The following is an 18,201-nucleotide window of genomic DNA, read 5'->3' on the forward strand; positions in this document are numbered from 1 at the left end:
AATAGACAAAGATATAGTCACTATAATAACTTGAAGCATCGACACAGGAGATGATTAAGTTATTATAGTGATTAATTATACCTTGAAATATTGCGGAAAAAATCTATAATATGGTAATAGTTTAATAAAAAGGGAGGATTACATACATGGATGTAGAAAAATTAACCGTAAAGGTTCAACAATCATTAAATGAGGCTCAATCATTAGCTGTAAAAAATAATCATCAACAGGTAGATACGGTGCATTTATTTGCAGCACTTATAGCTCAAGAGGATGGACTTATTCCTAATATATTTAGCAAAATGGGAGTGGATATAACTAGTCTAAATATGGATATTAAAAATGAACTCTCAAGGATGCCAAAAGTTACAGGTAGTGGTGCTGATAGTGGCTCTGTATATGCCACAAGAAGACTTGATGAGGTTTTTGTTCGTGCTGAAGATGAAGCTAAAAAATTTAAAGATTCATTTATAAGTGTTGAACATGTGATGCTTGGACTTATGGATGTAAAAACTAAAGAGATAGCAGATATATTAAAAAAATTCAATATAACTAAAGATGCATTTTTAAGTGTGCTCTCTAGCGTCCGTGGAAATCAAAGAGTAGATACTGTGGATCCAGAAGGTACTTATGAGGCATTAGTCAAATATGGATCAAATCTTGTGGAGCAAGCTAAAAAACATAAATTAGATCCAGTAATTGGACGTGATGAGGAAATTAGGAGAGTTATAAGAATACTTTCTAGAAGAACTAAAAATAATCCAGTACTTATAGGAGAACCAGGAGTTGGTAAAACTGCTATAGTTGAGGGTCTTGCACAAAGAATTGTAAAGGGAGATGTACCGGAAGGTCTTAAGAATAAAATAATATTTTCTTTAGACATGGGAGCACTTATTGCTGGTGCTAAATTTAAAGGTGAGTTTGAGGAAAGACTTAAAGCAGTTCTTAAAGAAGTAGAAACTAGTGAAGGTAAAATAATTTTATTTATAGATGAAATTCACAACATTGTTGGAGCAGGTAAATCAGAGGGTTCTATGGATGCTGGAAATATGATTAAACCACTTCTTGCAAGAGGAAGTCTTCATTGCATTGGAGCAACTACTTTTGATGAATATAGAAAGTATTTAGAAAAAGATAAAGCTTTAGAGAGAAGATTTCAACCAGTAACTATTGACGAACCAACAGTTGAAGATTCTGTGTCAATACTTAGAGGCCTTAAAGAAAAATTTGAAATATACCACGGCATAAGGATTCATGATTCTGCGATTGTTGCAGCAGCAAAATTATCAGATAGATATATAACGGCAAGATTTCTACCGGATAAGGCAATAGATCTTATAGATGAAGCTTGTTCAATGATAAGAACTGATATTGATAGTATGCCAACTGAAATGGACATGATTAAACGTAAGGTATTTCAATTAGAAATTGAGAAAAAGGCATTATCTAAAGAAAATGATGATGCTTCAAAGAAAAGGCTTATAGCACTTGAGAAAGAGTTAAGTAATTTAAAAGATAAAGATAATCAAATGACAGCAAAATATGAAAAAGAAAAATCTAAGATAGTTGAAATCAGAAATTTAAAAGCAGAGCTAGATGTTGCAAGAGGCGATATAGAAAAATCTGAAAGAGAGTATGATTTAAATAAAGTAGCAGAACTTAAATACGGAGTAATTCCAAAGTTAGAGGCCAAGATAAAAGAGAAAGAAGCAGACATTCATCAAAATAATGAAACTGCTATGCTTAAAGAAGAGGTAACAGAAAAGGAAATAGCACAGATAGTATCAAAGTGGACGGGTATACCTGTAACAAATCTTGAAGAAGGTGAAAGAGAAAAGCTTTTAAGGCTTGAAGACGATTTAACAAAAAGAGTAATTGGTCAAAATGAAGCTGTAACTGCGGTTTCAAATGCAGTAATAAGGGCAAGAGCAGGCCTCAAAGATCCTAAAAGACCTATTGGTTCATTTATATTTCTTGGACCTACTGGTGTGGGGAAAACTCAGCTTGCTAAAACACTAGCCGAAATTTTATTTGAGAGTAGTGATAATATAATAAGAATAGATATGTCAGAGTATATGGAGAAATACTCGGTGTCAAGACTTATAGGCGCTCCACCAGGCTATGTAGGTTACGAGGAGGGTGGCCAGCTTACAGAAGCTGTTAGACGTAAACCTTATAGTGTAGTATTGTTTGATGAAATAGAAAAAGCTCATGAAGATGTGTTTAATATATTTTTACAGATATTAGATGATGGACGATTAACTGACAATCAGGGCAAGATAGTTAATTTTAAAAACTGTATAATAATAATGACTTCAAATATTGGAAGTAACTATCTCTTAGAAAATAAAGAAAGTGGCGGTATTGAGAAGAGCATTCGGGATAAGGTTATGAGTGAACTTAAGTCTAAATTTAAACCGGAATTTCTAAATAGGTTGGATGATATTATATTATTTAAGCCTTTAGAAACAAAGGAAATAGAAGGAATAGTTGATATATTCCTTGCTGATATTCAAAATAGGCTTAAGGATAAGAATATATTAATGAAAGTTACTACAGCTGCTAAAAAACTTATGGCAGATGAAGGATATGATCCAGTTTATGGAGCACGTCCACTAAAGAGATATATTGAAAATGTTTTGGAAACAGCTATTTCAAAAAAGATTATTAAGGGAGACATAAATGATGGTTCTATCATTGGTGTAGATGTTAAAGATGATCAAATTGTTATAGAAAAAATAAGTAACGCTATAAAATAGTATTTAACTTAATGTAAGCTGAGAAAAGGATGTCTAAAGTGGCATTCTTTTTTTTGTATAAGCAAAATAATTTATAGGGTTGGATATCTAGTATTGTAAAGAAAAAGGTAATGAGGTTTGGTGAATTTTAAAATAAGTTATAAATAAATATTAAATTATCAAATAGCTTTTAATTGTAAACTAAATTATTAAAATAGTTTACAATTAAAAGCTATTGCTTTATTATATAGTATATACCAATTGTATTGAGGAGGAGTATTCATGAAAAACACTAGAAACTTAATTTTAGTAGCTATGTTTGCGGCTTTAACAGCAATTGGAGCGTTTATTAAGGTGCCAATACCATATGTACCTTTTACTCTTCAATATCTGTTTTGTGCTTTGGCTGGCCTAATTTTAGGCTCTAAATTCGGCGCATTATCACAAATAGTTTATGTGGCTATTGGACTTTCTGGTGTACCTGTATTTACTGAAGGAGGAGGTATAAGCTACATTTTTAAACCTACATTTGGATATCTTATTGGTTTCATAGTTGCTGCTTATGTCATAGGTAAAGTAAGAGAGAATGTATTAAAATTAACTTTTATTAAAACTATATTTACTTTGATTTTTGGTTTGTTTTTTATATATTTATTTGGAGTGGTATATCTATATATTAGTTATAATTTATACCTTGGAAAAGATATTTCTTTCTATTTTGCATTTTTTTATGGCTTTGTGGTTTGTATAACTGGAGATTTGGTACTAACAGTATTTGCAGCATATATTTCAATAAAACTATTACCTGTATTAAGAAAAAATGGATACATTAAATAAAAAAGCAAGAAGAGAGGGGTAAGACATGAAAAAATTTATAAAGAGCATAGAGAAAAAGATTTTAGAAGGGAAAGTTATAACCTGTGATGAGGCAATGAAATTAGGTAAAATAAAAGGTGAAGAGGATATATTAGAGTTATGCAAGTGTGCTAATAAAGTGCGTCAGTTTTATTGTGGCGTCGAAGTAGATCTTTGTACCATTATGAATGCAAGATCTGGGAGATGCACTGAGGATTGCAAATTCTGTGCACAATCTGCTCATTATAAAACAAATGTAGAAGAGTATGGTTTAGTTTCAAAAGAGTCTGCTTTAAAGCTTGCAAGAGAAAATGAAAAAGAGGGAGTAAATAGATTTTCTTTAGTGACAAGTGGAAGAGGTGTAAGTGGAAGTGATTTTGAAAATATTTTAAATATATATGAGGATTTAAATAAGGAAATGAACGTTGATCTCTGTGCATCCCTTGGGATACTTGGATATGAACAGTTACTTAGGTTAAGAGAAAAGGGGATAACAATGTATCATCATAACTTAGAAACAAGTAGAGGGTATTACAAAAATATATGTACAACTCACAGCTTTGATGAGCGAATAAATACTATAAATGCAGCAAAAAAGGCTGGAATGGTTATTTGCTCAGGAGGAATTATTGGTCTTGGGGAAAGCATGGAAGACAGAATTAATTTAGCTTTCGAGTTAAGAAATCTAGGTGTAAAATCTATTCCCGTTAATGTATTAAATCCAGTTAAGGGAACGCCACTAGAAAATGCAGAAAGTTTAAGCCAGGAGGAAATACTAAAAACTATTGCAATTATAAGATTTATAAACCCAAAAGCTTTAATAAGACTTGCTGGAGGAAGAAATCGTATTGATGAATTTGGGAAAAATTGTTTTAATGCAGGTGCCAATGCTACGATTACAGGAAATTACCTCACAACATCAGGTAATAAAATAAAAGATGATAAGAAAATGGTAAGTGATTTAAATTTGGAGGTTAGAAAAAATGGCTAAGGGAGTATTTATAGTTGGAACAGATACTGATGTTGGTAAATCTGTTGTAACGGCAGGGCTTATACATGTTCTGCGAAGTAATGGATATAATGCTACCTATTTTAAGGCAGCACTTAGTGGGGCTATTGAAGTAGGGAATGAACTTATTCCTGGTGACACTAAGCTTGCTTTTGAAGTAAGTAATTTGGAAGAAATTTATGAAAATATAACGCCTTATGTTTATAAGAATGCAGTATCCCCTCATCTTGCAGCAAAACTTGAGAATAAGCCTATTCAAATAGACATAATAAAAGAAAAATACGAATATTTAAAGGGTAAATATGATTATATAATTGCCGAAGGTAGTGGAGGAATAGTGTGTCCATTGATAGATGATGAAAGAGGAGTATATACCCTGGAGAATCTTATTAAAGATTTAAATATGAGTGTTATTATTGTGGCAAGAGCTGGGGTAGGAACAATTAACCATACAGTACTTACTGTAAAATATATAGAAGCCCTAGGGATTAATATCAAAGGTATTATAATTAATAATTACATAGAAAATCTCGCATGCAATGACAATATTCAAATGATAGAAAAGCTTACTAAAGTGCCTATTATAGGAAAGTTTAAACATATTGAAAATTTAAAGGACAATATGGTACAAGCTATAAGGTCATATGTGGAAAAGGATTTAAGTGTTCACACTATAGAAGAATGTTTGGATCAATTATAAAAAGAAGGGTGAGGTAAACGTATGAATAGTTATGTAGAAAAGGATTTGAAATATATATGGCATCCTTGTTCACAAATGAAAGATTATGAGGAGCTTAACCCAATAGTTATTGAAAAAGGTGAAGGGGTTTGGCTTTATGATATTGATGGAAATAGATATTTAGATTGTATATCATCTTGGTGGACGAATACTCTAGGACATAGTAATAAGAGGATTAATGAGGCTATAAAAAAACAGATAGACAGCCTTGAACATGTTATATTTGCTAATTTCTCGAATAAACCTGCTATAGAACTGGCGGAAAAGCTTGTAAATATTACACCAGAAAAGCTTACAAAAGTGTTTTTCTCAGATAATGGATCATCAGCTGTAGAAATAGCTTTAAAGATGAGTTTTCATTATAACATGCAAAAGGGAAATACTAAAAAGAAAAGGTTCGTAGCCTTAAGTGATGCTTATCATGGAGAAACTTTAGGTGCTTTATCAGTTTGTGATATAGATGAATTTAACGAAGTATATAAACCTCTCCTTTTAGATACCTTCAGAGTAGAAGGGCCTGATTGTTATAGGTGTAAACATGGTTATAATAGAGAGAGTTGTAATGCAGAGTGCTTTGAGGATATGAAAAAGTGTTTAACCGAAAATCATGAGGATATAAGCGCAGTAATAGTTGAACCAATGGTACAAGGGGCAGCAGGTATGAAGATTTATTCACCGATATATTTAAAGAAACTTCGGGAACTTTGTGATAAATATGAAGTGCACCTTATTGCAGATGAGATTGCAATGGGCTTTGGTAGAACTGGAAAAATGTTTGCTTGCAATCATGCTAAAATAAGTCCAGACTTTATGTGCCTTTCCAAAGGAATCTCTGCTGGCTATATGACTATGTCGGTAGTTATGACTACTGATGAAATATATGATGAATTCTATGGGGACTATAAAGAAAGAAGAGCATTTATACATAGCCATACTTATTCGGGGAATGCTATGGGGTGCGCCATAGCAATAGAAAACCTAAAAATATTTGAAGAAGACAATATCATAAAAAATAATATAGAAAAAGGTGAGCTTATAAGAAAACTCACATTAGAAAAGGCAAAAGGGTTAAAGCATGTAGGTGAAGTGAGAAGTATAGGTATGATTACAGCTATAGAAATAGTAAAAGATAAGGAGACAAAGGAAAGTTATCCATTTGAAATGAGAGTAGGGTATGAAATTTACAAGGGTGCTCTTAAGAAGGGTTTAGTGCTTAGACCTATAGGAAATGTACTCTATTTTATTCCTCCATATATTATTAATGAAGAGGAGATAGAATTCATGGTAAATACTTGCTTTGAAAGTATAGAAGATTATTTCCATAGAGAAGAGAAGATTGTATAAGAGATAGTTACAAAAGTTAAAACTTATTTACACATATTTTAGGTCTCTTTTAGATTTTGTTAAGAAGAAGTTGGAGCATCAAAAATTTAATCTTGAAATAAATGATATAATGGTAGATAATTAGATATAATATGATTTTTTATATCATTTAAATAATAGCAAGTTATTAAAGGAGAAAGAATATATGATTAAACATAAGTGGTGTGTGTGTGATATGGATGGAACATTATTAAATTCAGATAATGCTATTTCAAAGGATAATGAAGTAGCTCTAAAAAAACTTCAGAAAATGGGGGTAGAAGTAATTATTGCATCTGGAAGACTGGATCTTATGGTAAAGACTTATATAAAGCAGCTAAATTTAAAAGGACCTGTTATATCTTGTAATGGAGGTCTCGTTAGAAATATTCAAACAGGTGAAGTTATCTATTCTAAGGTAATGGATAAAACCTCTGTAAAAGAGGTTACAACTTACTGTAATAATAATGAAATAGAGTTTATTATCTACACTGCTGATTTAGTGTATTCTACTAAAAACAATCGGGTAGGAAAAAGATATGCGGACCGTAATAAGTTTTTATTGAAAGATGAACAGATACCTATAAAATATATAGATGATAAAGTAATGGCGAATATTAATGATATAGATGCTTTTAAAGTTTTGTTAGTTTGTGAAAAACATGAGGACATTATAGTACTACAAGAACATTTTTCAAAATATGATAATCTTACAGTAGTAAGTTCTGCAGCAGGCCTTTTAGATATTATGGCATCAGATATTTCTAAAGGTAAAGCTTTAGAAATATTGGCAAAAAAACTAAATGTAGATTTAAATGAAATTATAGTTTTTGGAGATAATTATAATGACATCGAAATGTTTAAATGTGCTGGGATGCCAATAGCTATGGAAAATGCTGTGGAGGATGTAAAACTTCAGGCAAAATATATAACGAAATCTAATAATGAATCTGGAATAGCTTATGCGATAAACAACTACATATTAAAAGAATAAATCAAGATAATAATGATTAATAAAAATACATTGTACTTTTTAAGTACAATGTATTTTTGTTTCTGTAGTTTAATATTATATGGTATATTATAGTATAATAGAAGGTGAAAAGTATTTTGTGAAATTATAGCTTATATAAAATAAAGTAAAAATTTGTTAGGTGGTAATGTAATGAATGATACAGGTGGTATTGAAAGATTAAGAAATATATATTCAGAACTTAAAGGAGCAGAAAAAAGAGTTGGAGAGTACATACTTAAAAATCCTGAGGATATTATCCACTCATCTATAACTGAACTTGCTGAAAATTGTAAATGTGGTGATGCCACAGTATCTAGACTTAGTAAGAAATTGGGGTTTAAAGGATATCAAGATTTAAAAATAAGAATAGCTAGTGAAATTGTAAAACCTATAGTAAATATACATGAAGAAATAAAAGAGAATGATGATAGTTTGGTCCTAATGCAAAAGATATTTAATTCCACAATAAGTTCTCTTAATGAAACATTAAGAATAAATGACAGTAAGGAGCTTGACAAAGCTATAGGGTATATTCATAATTCAAAAAGAATAGCCTTCTTTGGAATGGGTGGATCTGCAGCAATTGCTCTTGATGCATATCATAAATTCATGAGAACCGGTAAATACTGTATATTTCATGATGATTCACATTTTCAAGCCATGGTAAGCTCTATGTATGATGAAAATGATTGCATAATAGCTATCTCCAATACTGGTAGTAATAAGGAATTAGTTGAGAATCTTAAAATAGGGAAGGAAAAAGGAGTGAAAATTATATCTGTAACTTCTAATTATAAATCACCTATATCTAAGGTGTCAGATGTAGTTTTAGTATCTTATGGGAAGGAAAATCTATCAAGAAGTGAGGCAATGGAGTCGAGGATTAGTGCTTTATCACTTATAGATTGCATGTTTGTAGGTACTTGTTTAAAAGACAAAGATAATTATTATAAGGTTTTGGGAGAAATAAGAGATGCAATAGCAATCAAAAGATATTGAAAAAACTTTCATACACTCTATTAGAGTGTATTTTTTTATTGCTACATGAAAATTATTTTCAAAAGAAGCTTGCTTAAAACTTTACAGAGTAATATAATGATAAATAGGAAATAAGTTTCATAAAACATTGATTGTATGAACAATATATATATAAATGAAAATAAATTTATTAAAGGGGAAAATTATGAAATACTTAATTGGACTAGATATCGGAACAAGTAGTACAAAAGCTATTGCATTTGATTTGCTTGGAAATATAATTTCTAAAAGTAATATAGGTTATCCTATTTTAAATCCTAAACCATCATGGAGTGAACAAAATCCCGATGAGATGCTAGTGGCAGTTATTAATTCAATTAGAACTGTAATAGATGAAAACGATAACAAGGGAAATGAACTTCTTGGTGTGAGTTTTAGTGCTGCAATGCATGGTATTATTGCTGTAAATGAAAAAGGTGAGAAATTAACCGATTGTATTATTTGGGCAGATACTAGAAGCACACAGGTTTCAGAGTCTATAAAAAACAGTGAAATTGGTCATGAGATTTATATGAGAACAGGTACACCGATACATCCCATGTCACCATTATGTAAAATTACTTGGATGAGGGATAACATGAAGGAAGTATTTAAAAATACAAGTAAGTTTATTTCAATAAAGGAATATGTTTTCTTTAAGCTATTTGGAAAATATGTTGTGGATTATTCCATTGCATCTGCTACCGGTTTGTTTGATATCTATGACCTTGCGTGGAACAAAAATTCTCTAGAAGTTGCAGGTATAAATAAGGATAAGTTATCATTGCCAGTACCTCCAACGCAAATATTTAAAGGAATGAATAAAAAATATGCAGAGTTAATGGGCATTGATGTAGATACTGCTTTTGTAATTGGAGCAAGTGATGGTTGCCTTGCTAACCTTGGTGCAAATGCTATAAAACCTGGGGATGCTGCAGTTACAATTGGAACTAGTGGCGCTATAAGAATAATAGCTGAAAAACCTAAAAACGATGAAAGTGAAAGAATTTTTAGTTATATTCTTACTGAGGATCATTTTGTTCTTGGAGGGCCAGTTAACAATGGAGGAATTATCTTTAGATGGTTTAGGGATAACTTTTCACAAATAGAACGTGCTACGGCTGAGTCTTTAGGAATAGACACTTATGAACTCTTAACAAAGGAGGCGTCGAAAGTTCCAGCAGGAGCAAATGGCTTGATATTTTTGCCTTACTTGCTTGGCGAAAGAGCACCACACTGGGATGCAAATTCGAAAGGTGTTTTCTTTGGAATAAATATCACACATAAGAGAGAGCACTTCCTAAGAGCACTTTTGGAAGGAGTGATTTTTGGAGTTTATAGTGTTGGAAAAGCTTTAGAGGAGACAACTGGTAATATCGATACAATTTATGCAACTGGAGGGTTTGTTAGATCTGAGCTTTGGGTTCAAATGTTATCAGATGTATTTAATAAAAAGGTTGTAGTTGCAGAAAGTTATGAAAGCTCTTGTTTAGGGGCTGTAGTTATTGGTATGAAGGCGATTGGACTTATAAATAACATTGAAGAAGTAGAAAAGTTAGTTCCTATTGCTCAAACATTTACACCTAATATAAAAAATCATGAAGTTTACATGAAAACTTTTGAAATATACGAAAGATTATATTTGAAATTAAAAGATGAGTTTGTAAGTATTGGTTTATTACAAAAATAAAAGGGGGACTTTATTATGCCATTATTAATTGTTGCTTTGGGAGTTGTGTTATTATTAATTCTAATGATAGCTTTTAAATTAAATGGTTTCTTGTCATTAATTCTTGTAGCACTTGCAGTAGGTATTTTGGAAGGAATGCCACTTCCAAGTGTTGTAACTTCTATTACAAAAGGTGTTGGTGGGACACTCGGGACATTAGCATTAGTTCTTGGTTTTGGTGCTATGCTTGGTAAACTTATGGCGGATAGTGGTGGAGCTCAAAGAATAGCTCTTACTTTAATCAATAAGTTTGGAAAAAAACATATACAATTAGCAGTTATTATAACTGGGTTTATTGTTGGTATTGCTTTATTTTATGAAATAGGTTTTGTACTTTTGCTTCCATTAGTATTTTCTATTGCAGCAGCTGCTGATATTCCACTTTTATATATAGGTGTTCCAATGGCAGCAGCTTTATCTGCAACCCATGGATTTTTACCACCACATCCAGGTCCTACAGCTATAGCTGCTATCTATAAAGCAGATTTAGGCAAAACTTTAATTTATGGTATTGTTTGTGCTATTCCAGCAGTAATTTTTGCGGGTCCTGTACTTACAAAATTCTTAAAGCATATGGAGCATGATATACCAAAGGGCTTATACAATCCTAAAATATTTACTGATAAAGAAATGCCTAGCTTTGGAATAAGTGTGTTTACGGCTTTAGTACCAGTAATACTTATGGCAGCAAGAGCCATTGCTACTATTAATTTACCAAAAACTTCGCCTATTTTAAATTATACTAACTTTTTAGGTGATCCAGTAATAGCATTACTTATAGCTGTACTCTTAGCCATATTTACATTTGGACTCAATCAGGGCAAAAAGATGCCTGAAGTTATGAAAACTGTAACTGAATCTATAGCCGCAATTGCAATGATATTATTAATAATCGGTGGTGGCGGAGCGTTTAAACAGGTTTTAGTGGATAGTGGAGTTGCAGATTATGTTGCTCAAATTATGAAAGGATCAGCCATTTCACCATTAGTACTCGCATGGTCAATAGCAGCAATACTTAGAATAGCATTAGGCTCTGCAACGGTAGCTGGACTTACAGCAGCAGGTATAGTTGGACCATTAGTAATAGCGACAGGTGCTAGTCCAGAACTTATGGTACTTGCAACAGGAGCTGGAAGTTTAATATTTTCACATGTTAATGACCCAGGATTCTGGATGTTTAAAGAATATTTCAATTTATCAATACCAGAAACGTTAAAATCTTGGTCAGTTCTCGAAACAATAATTTCTGTGGTTGGCTTAATCATGGTTTTATTATTAAACACAATAGTACATTAAAATTTTATGCAGGGGGAGGCTTTATTCCTCTGTATAAGTCTTTTTAAAAGGAGGAATTTACATAATGAATAAACAGCAATTTGGAGTTATAGGAATAGGCGTAATGGGTAAAAATCTTGCAATAAATGTTGAAAGCAGAGGATTATCTGTCTCTGTATATGACCTAAGTAAAATAGTTACGGATGAGGTATTAATACAGGTAAAAGGAAAAAACATTTATGGAACATATTCTATAGAGGAATTCGTAAATTCATTAGAAACTCCAAGAAAAATATTGATTATGATTAAAGCGGGAAAACCTATTGATGAAACTATACAAAGATTAATACCATATATTTCAAAAGGAGATATAATAATTGATGGTGGTAATTCTTTTTTTAAGGACACAATACGTAGAAATAAAGAACTTCAAAATTTAGGCTTTAATTTTATAGGAATAGGAGTTTCAGGTGGAGAAGAAGGTGCATTAAAAGGTCCAGCAATTATGCCTGGAGGAGATATCAATGCTTATAAATTAGTACAGCCAATTCTAACAGCTATATCAGCAAAAGTGGATGGTGAACCTTGCTGCACTTATATTGGACCAAATGGTGCAGGACATTATGTAAAAATGGTGCATAATGGAATAGAATATGGTGATATGCAGCTTATTTGTGAAGCTTATGCACTTCTAAAACAAGTTGCAGGTCTTTCTAATGATCAGATTCATGATGTTTTTATGAAATGGAACAAAGGAGAGCTTAATAGCTACCTAATAGAAATAACTAGTGAAATATTTGCACAAAAGGATAATGAGTCTTCAAAATATATGGTTGATATTATTTTGGATAAAGCAAAGCAAAAAGGAACGGGAAAATGGACTAGTCAAAGTGCTCTTGATTTAGCGGTGCCTATACCTACAATAACGGAGTCTGTTTTTGCACGATGCATGTCTGCAATAAAAGATGAACGAATCGTTGCAAGTAATGTGCTTGAAGGACCAAGGGCAGAGTTTAAAGGAGATATAAATGAGTTTATAGAAGCTGTAAGACGTACTCTTTATACAAGTAAAATATGTTCATATGCACAAGGATTTGCTCTTATGAGAGCTGCATCAGTTCAGTATAATTGGAATTTACAATATGGAAAGATTGCTAAAATATTTAGAGGCGGATGTATTATTCGCGCACAATTTCTAAATAAAATAAATGATGCTTATGAAAAGAATGTTGATCTTAAGAATTTAATGCTAGATTCGTATTTTAAAGATATCATACACAGTTATCAAATGGATATGCGCTTCATTATATCCACGGCTGTAAATTTAGGAATTCCGCTTCCATCAATTTCAAGTGCATTAACATACTATGATAGTTATAGAAGTGAAAATTTACCAGCTAATCTGCTTCAAGCTCAGAGAGATTACTTTGGTGCACATACTTTTGAGAGGGTAGATAAGGAAGGAACATTCCATCATGAATGGGTAAAAGAAATTAAGGAAAATTAGTAAATATTAAAACCTGTAGTTCGTATTTCATGGCTGCAGGTTTATTTTATATATTCAACTGAATAACATATGACATATATTAGTATAATATATAATATGATTCGAGAAGAGTAATTTTTTAATAAGGAGGATTTTTAAATGAAAAAACAACAATTTGGAGTTTTAGGTATAGCTGTAATGGGCAAAAACCTGGCATTAAATGTTGAGAGCAGAGGAATTTCTGTCTGCGTATATTCAAGGAATAGAAATACAATAGATGAATTTTTAGTAGAGGCAAAAGGTAAAAATATAAAGGGTGCATATTCTATTGAGGAATTTGTAAATTCTTTAGAAACACCAAGAAAAATATTAATTATGATTAAAGCAGGATTACCTGTTGATGAAACTATAGATAAATTAATACCATATATATCAAAGGGTGATATATTAATTGATGGTGGTAATTCTTTTTTTATGGATACAATACGTAGAAGCAAAAGATTAGAAGAGTTAGGTTTTAAATTTATTGGAACTGGAGTTTCAGGGGGAGAAGAGGGAGCTTTAAAAGGACCAGCAATTATGCCTGGCGGAGAACTTGATGCTTATAAAATAGTAGAACCTATCTTCGAGGCTATATCTGCAAAAGTAGATGGCGAGCCTTGCTGTACTTATATTGGAACCAATGGAGCAGGACATTATGTGAAAATGGTTCATAACGGAATAGAATACGGGGATATGCAACTTATTTGTGAGGCTTACGCACTTTTAAAAGAGGTTGCAGGGTTAACAAACATTGAAATACATGATGTTTTTAAGCAGTGGAATAAAGGGGAGCTTAATAGTTACCTAATAGAAATAACTAGTGACATATTTGCCCAAAAAGATAATGATACAGGGGAGTTTATGGTTGATATTATTTTAGATAAAGCAGGCCAAAAGGGAACGGGAAAATGGACCAGTCAAAGTGCTCTAGATCTTGCAGTTCCTATACCTACAATAACAGAAGCTGTTTTTGCACGATGTATGTCATCATTAAAAGATGAAAGAATCTATGCAAGTAGTGTTTTAAAAGGACCAGATGTTAAATTTAAAGGAGATGTATTAGAGTTTATAGAAGCTATAAGGAGAGCCCTTTATACAAGTAAAATATGTTCATATGCGCAAGGATTTGCACTTATGAGGGCTGCATCAAAAGAGTATGATTGGGATCTTAAATACGGAAAAATAGCTAAAATATTTAGAGGTGGTTGTATAATTCGTGCACAATTCCTTAACAAGATAAATGAAGCATATGAAAATGATGAAAACCTTAAGAATTTAATGTTAGATTCATATTTTAACAATATCATTAATAGTTATCAAAAGGACCTGCGTTATGTAATATCAACAGCAGTAAATTTGGGAGTACCAGTACCATCATTTTCAAGTGCACTAACATACTATGACAGTTATAGAAGTGAAAATTTGCCAGCAAACTTGCTTCAGGCGCAGAGAGATTATTTTGGGGCACATACATTTGAAAGATTAGATAAGGAAGGAATATTTCATCACGAATGGGTAAATGATACAAATTAAATATAATAAATAACAAACCTGTAGTTTATATTTTAAACTGCAGGTTTGTTTTTTAATGTCTATGATTTCCGAAAAAAACACACCTAATCTGAATTTTACTATCTTATGAAAACGGTTTTAATGGTATAAAATAAAAATATAAAGGGGAAACATTATTATATTTAATAATCTTTATTTAACAGAAAATATCAAAAATATCAAGGGGGAAAAAAATGAAAAAAAATAATTTGAAAATGCTTTGTATGTTAACTTTAACAACAGTTTTGGCAACTTCTGTATTAGCTGGTTGTGGATCAAAAGCTTCAACAGCTACAACATCTACAACGGATAATACTAAGCCTGTGACTTTAAAGCTTATTACATGGACAAACCCTGCAACGGTTAATGCAATTAAGGTTTTAAATGATAATTTCACTAAAAAATATCCAAACATTAAAGTTAAGATAGATTCAGTAGACTCAGCAACCTATCCAAATCTTGTGCAAACAAGAATTGCAGCAAGTGATGCTGATATAATTGCGCAACAACAGTTTGTTGCTAATCCAGTTTATACAAAGGGATTAGATAAGCCTCCTTTCCAGCAATATGTGGAAAATGGAGATTTTCTTGATTTAAGTAATGAAGCATTTATTAAAAATTACGATCAAAATGCAATTAAAGATTCTTCATCATTTAATGGTAAGGTTTATGCAATTCCTGTATCGAAAGTTTCATATAATGGTGTATTTTACAATAAAACTATTTTTGAACAAAACAAGCTTAAAGTTCCTCAGACTTGGGATGAATTTATGAGCATATGTAAGACTTTGCAGGATAAAGGCATTGCTCCACTTACAGCGGGTGGAAAAGATGGCTGGCCAATAGGTGCTATTGCAGCTAATGCTGTAGTAAGTACGGCTATTTCAGACCCTACTTCATATATGAAGGGACTTTGGGCTGGAAATAAGAAACTTAATGATGCTGAGTCACTAGTTATTTTTGATAGATTAGCTCAACTTTCTTCATATTATGAAAAAGGTGTTATGGGTGTTGATTATGCCTCAGTTCCAGGAAGATTTGCTGCTGGGAAAGCTGCAATGCTTACAGACGGAGCTTGGCAGGCACCTCAAATTGCTAAGGCTGATCCTAACTTAAAATTTGGTTATTTTCCAATGCCATCAACTAGCAAGGGTAGCGATGTAGCACAGTTAAAAGGGAAGTATGACACATTGTTTGCGGCTAGTGGAAAATCAAAAAATAAAGATGCTGAATTAAAATGGTTAGCATTTATGTCAGAGAAAGAAAATTATACAACATTTATAAATGCAATTGCAATGGAACCTACGATGACAGGAGTTACTTCTAATGATGCATTCCTTAAATCACTTGCACCAATGAGTAAGGACTTTCAATTAGATTTCGAATTAGTTTATAGAGCACCAAAGGGTATGGGTAAATTTGGTGGATTCCAACCAACACAGTTAAAGACTTTAGGTGGAACTGTTAGTTCATCTAAGGCACTTGCAGATTTAGCACAAAAGGATTGGGATACAGCTGTAAAAGTTGCAAAATAGTTAGTATATTTTAAATTAATGTTTATTTCTGTGCCGAATTACTTGGTACAGAAATTTACTCATTACAATACTCTATTAAAGTTAAAAAGGATGGTGGAATATGCATTCGACAAATACTACATTTAAGAAGCGTGCTATATACCTCGGTATATTGCCAGGGATTTTGATATATTTAATTTTGAACGTTGGCCCATCACTAGCATCATTTGGTTTTTCCTTTACAAATATGTCTGGTCTTGTTGGTGCACCTTGGAAATTTGTGGGATTAGCAAATTACAAGGAGTACTTCTTTATTCAAAATTATCGTGACTATATAGATGTAATTAAAAGGACTTTAGTTTATGCAGGAGTAACAACTATTCTCCAAAATGCAATAGCTCTTTTTGTAGCTATAATACTTAATAGTAAATTTATTAAAGGTAGAAGTTTATTTAGAGCAATTATATTTATGCCTGTAGTTTTAGGAGTTATGGTTACATCATTAAGCTGGACATTGGTCTTTAATACAGATGGTCCCGCTACTAAATTTCTTGCTCTTTTGGGAACAAGTTCAAATTTCTTTGGAGATCGTATATCCGCATTTCCTCTAGTTATATTTTGTCAAATATGGATGTTTATGGGGTGGTCTATGGTTATTTTCCTAGCTGGGCTACAAAGTATTCCTGCGGATTTATATGAAGCCGGTGAAATTGATGGAACGTCATCATGGCAAGCATTTAAAAGTATAACACTACCTTTACTTTGGCCTTCAGTTACGGTTAATGTTTTGATGTCAATAATAGGTGCTTTATCGTCCTTCCAGATAATATTACTTACTACTGGTGGGATAAACGATACATCAACTTTGGCAATGAATGTTTATGCTAATGCCTTTGGAATAGGAAAACAAGCTACAATTGTAGGTCTAAGGCAAGGGTATGCATCAGCAATGGGTATGATACTATTTGCTATAATATTAGTATTTATTTTAATTTTCCAATATTTATTGAAGAAGAAGGAGATTGAAATATGAAAAAAAGTTTTGCTGTAAAATTTGGAATATACGTAATTATTGCATTCCTAGTAGTTTTATATTTATTTCCATTGTTCTATGTTTTTAATACATCATTAAAAACAGAACCAGAATTCATTAAGAGCACTATGTCTGTTGCTAATTCACTACATTTTAAAAATTATGTGGATGCATGGAACCAAGCTAACTTTGGGGGCTATGTCCTTAATAGTTTATTTTATATGATTATTTGTACATTATTATCTCTTCTTTTAGCTATTTTCATTGCTTTTCCAATAGCTAGAAATTATTTAAAATATGGAGGCGTAATATATGGTGCTTTCCTAATAGGTATGTTTTTGCCTGATGGAACAATTCCTCAATTTAGAATGCTACTATCCCTTGGATTATATAATACTCGGTTAGGATATATGCTAGGCTTTATAGGTGGCGGCGGAGTAACTTTATTTATGTTTGTATCTTATATAAAGGGTATTCCCAAAGAGTTAGATGAGGCTGCTGCAATTGATGGGTGTGGATATTTTAGATATATATTTACAATCCTTATACCACTTATGAAACCAGCCATATCCTCTATGGCTATTTTGCAAGCATTAAATGTTTGGAATGATATAATCAGAGCTGTAATCTATCTTTCAGATGACACTATCTTACCAATGACTAGAGGACTATATACATTTACCGGATCATTTAATAATACATGGACTTTGCAAATGGCAGCGCTTATTATAGTAGCAGCGCCAATTGTAATATTATATATATTCCTACAGAAATACATTATTGACGGAACACTTTCAGGTGGTGTAAAAGGCTAGTTATTAAAGTATAAAAATCAA

Annotated in this window: 14 protein-coding genes; all 14 read left to right on the forward strand. The window is 31.9% G+C overall.

The window, feature by feature from the left end:
• Nucleotides 1–146 precede the first annotated feature (146 nt).
• The 14 genes from clpB to KPL37_RS01540 all read left to right on the forward strand — a co-directional run bounded on the left by clpB (nt 147) and on the right by KPL37_RS01540 (nt 18,180).
• On the forward strand, nt 147–2,759 hold the full coding sequence (gene clpB / locus KPL37_RS01475) for an ATP-dependent chaperone ClpB (RefSeq protein ID WP_216145470.1): 2,613 nt from the start codon (nt 147–149) through the stop codon (nt 2,757–2,759).
• 261 nt (nt 2,760–3,020) lie between these two features.
• Nucleotides 3,021–3,575 (forward strand): biotin transporter BioY, encoded by a 555-nt coding sequence (locus tag KPL37_RS01480; RefSeq protein WP_216145472.1) that lies wholly within the window; start codon nt 3,021–3,023, stop codon nt 3,573–3,575.
• Nucleotides 3,576–3,600: 25 nt separating this feature from the next.
• Nucleotides 3,601–4,584 (forward strand): biotin synthase BioB, encoded by a 984-nt coding sequence (bioB, locus tag KPL37_RS01485; RefSeq protein ID WP_216145473.1) that lies wholly within the window; start codon nt 3,601–3,603, stop codon nt 4,582–4,584.
• The gene (bioD, locus tag KPL37_RS01490) at nt 4,577–5,302 is read left to right on the forward strand and encodes a dethiobiotin synthase (protein ID WP_216145474.1); all 726 of its coding nucleotides are present in this window, start codon (nt 4,577–4,579) and stop codon (nt 5,300–5,302) included. The genes bioB and bioD overlap by 8 nt, the downstream gene beginning before the upstream one ends.
• A 21-nt stretch (nt 5,303–5,323) precedes the next feature.
• The gene (bioA, locus tag KPL37_RS01495; RefSeq protein WP_216145475.1) at nt 5,324–6,685 is read left to right on the forward strand and encodes an adenosylmethionine--8-amino-7-oxononanoate transaminase; all 1,362 of its coding nucleotides are present in this window, start codon (nt 5,324–5,326) and stop codon (nt 6,683–6,685) included.
• Nucleotides 6,686–6,869: 184 nt separating this feature from the next.
• Complete coding sequence (locus KPL37_RS01500) at nt 6,870–7,697, forward strand: Cof-type HAD-IIB family hydrolase (RefSeq protein ID WP_216145476.1); 828 nt, start codon at nt 6,870–6,872, stop codon at nt 7,695–7,697.
• Between the two features lie 171 nt (nt 7,698–7,868).
• Entirely contained in the window at nt 7,869–8,717 is an 849-nt protein-coding gene (locus KPL37_RS01505; RefSeq protein ID WP_216145477.1) for a MurR/RpiR family transcriptional regulator, read from the forward strand.
• Between the two features lie 184 nt (nt 8,718–8,901).
• Nucleotides 8,902–10,425, forward strand: coding sequence for a gluconokinase (gene gntK / locus KPL37_RS01510; protein WP_216145478.1), 1,524 nt, complete (start codon nt 8,902–8,904; stop codon nt 10,423–10,425).
• Between the two features lie 15 nt (nt 10,426–10,440).
• Nucleotides 10,441–11,760 (forward strand): gluconate transporter, encoded by a 1,320-nt coding sequence (gene gntT, locus KPL37_RS01515; protein ID WP_216145480.1) that lies wholly within the window; start codon nt 10,441–10,443, stop codon nt 11,758–11,760.
• A 64-nt stretch (nt 11,761–11,824) separates the two neighbouring features.
• A complete protein-coding gene (gene gndA, locus KPL37_RS01520) occupies nt 11,825–13,246 on the forward strand; it encodes an NADP-dependent phosphogluconate dehydrogenase (RefSeq protein WP_216145482.1) in 1,422 nt (473 codons plus the stop codon).
• A gap of 138 nt (nt 13,247–13,384) precedes the next feature.
• Complete coding sequence (gene gndA, locus KPL37_RS01525; RefSeq protein ID WP_216145483.1) at nt 13,385–14,800, forward strand: NADP-dependent phosphogluconate dehydrogenase; 1,416 nt, start codon at nt 13,385–13,387, stop codon at nt 14,798–14,800.
• Between the two features lie 212 nt (nt 14,801–15,012).
• Nucleotides 15,013–16,353: an ABC transporter substrate-binding protein gene (locus KPL37_RS01530; RefSeq protein ID WP_216145484.1), complete on the forward strand. Its 1,341-nt coding sequence runs from the start codon at nt 15,013–15,015 to the stop codon at nt 16,351–16,353.
• Nucleotides 16,354–16,453: 100 nt separating this feature from the next.
• A complete protein-coding gene (locus KPL37_RS01535; RefSeq protein WP_216145485.1) occupies nt 16,454–17,365 on the forward strand; it encodes a carbohydrate ABC transporter permease in 912 nt (303 codons plus the stop codon).
• The gene (locus KPL37_RS01540; protein WP_216145486.1) at nt 17,362–18,180 is read left to right on the forward strand and encodes a carbohydrate ABC transporter permease; all 819 of its coding nucleotides are present in this window, start codon (nt 17,362–17,364) and stop codon (nt 18,178–18,180) included. The genes KPL37_RS01535 and KPL37_RS01540 overlap by 4 nt, the downstream gene beginning before the upstream one ends.
• Nucleotides 18,181–18,201: the final 21 nt, after the last annotated feature.

Source organism: Clostridium frigoris (assembly GCF_018861865.1).
GTDB lineage: Bacteria > Bacillota > Clostridia > Clostridiales > Clostridiaceae > Clostridium_AD > Clostridium_AD frigoris.

Excerpts from the sequence above, each read along its gene's own strand:
- gndA (WP_216145483.1), top strand. The coding sequence starts at position 13,385 with ATGAAAAAACAACAATTTGGAGTTTTAGGTATAGCTGTAATGGGCAAA.
- bioB (WP_216145473.1), top strand. The coding sequence starts at position 3,601 with ATGAAAAAATTTATAAAGAGCATAGAGAAAAAGATTTTAGAAGGGAAA.
- KPL37_RS01505 (WP_216145477.1), top strand. The coding sequence starts at position 7,869 with ATGAATGATACAGGTGGTATTGAAAGATTAAGAAATATATATTCAGAA.
- bioA (WP_216145475.1), top strand. The coding sequence starts at position 5,324 with ATGAATAGTTATGTAGAAAAGGATTTGAAATATATATGGCATCCTTGT.
- KPL37_RS01530 (WP_216145484.1), top strand. The coding sequence starts at position 15,013 with ATGAAAAAAAATAATTTGAAAATGCTTTGTATGTTAACTTTAACAACA.
- KPL37_RS01500 (WP_216145476.1), top strand. The coding sequence starts at position 6,870 with ATGATTAAACATAAGTGGTGTGTGTGTGATATGGATGGAACATTATTA.
- bioD (WP_216145474.1), top strand. The coding sequence starts at position 4,577 with ATGGCTAAGGGAGTATTTATAGTTGGAACAGATACTGATGTTGGTAAA.
- gntK (WP_216145478.1), top strand. The coding sequence starts at position 8,902 with ATGAAATACTTAATTGGACTAGATATCGGAACAAGTAGTACAAAAGCT.
- KPL37_RS01540 (WP_216145486.1), top strand. The coding sequence starts at position 17,362 with ATGAAAAAAAGTTTTGCTGTAAAATTTGGAATATACGTAATTATTGCA.
- gndA (WP_216145482.1), top strand. The coding sequence starts at position 11,825 with ATGAATAAACAGCAATTTGGAGTTATAGGAATAGGCGTAATGGGTAAA.
- clpB (WP_216145470.1), top strand. The coding sequence starts at position 147 with ATGGATGTAGAAAAATTAACCGTAAAGGTTCAACAATCATTAAATGAG.
- KPL37_RS01480 (WP_216145472.1), top strand. The coding sequence starts at position 3,021 with ATGAAAAACACTAGAAACTTAATTTTAGTAGCTATGTTTGCGGCTTTA.
- KPL37_RS01535 (WP_216145485.1), top strand. The coding sequence starts at position 16,454 with ATGCATTCGACAAATACTACATTTAAGAAGCGTGCTATATACCTCGGT.
- gntT (WP_216145480.1), top strand. The coding sequence starts at position 10,441 with ATGCCATTATTAATTGTTGCTTTGGGAGTTGTGTTATTATTAATTCTA.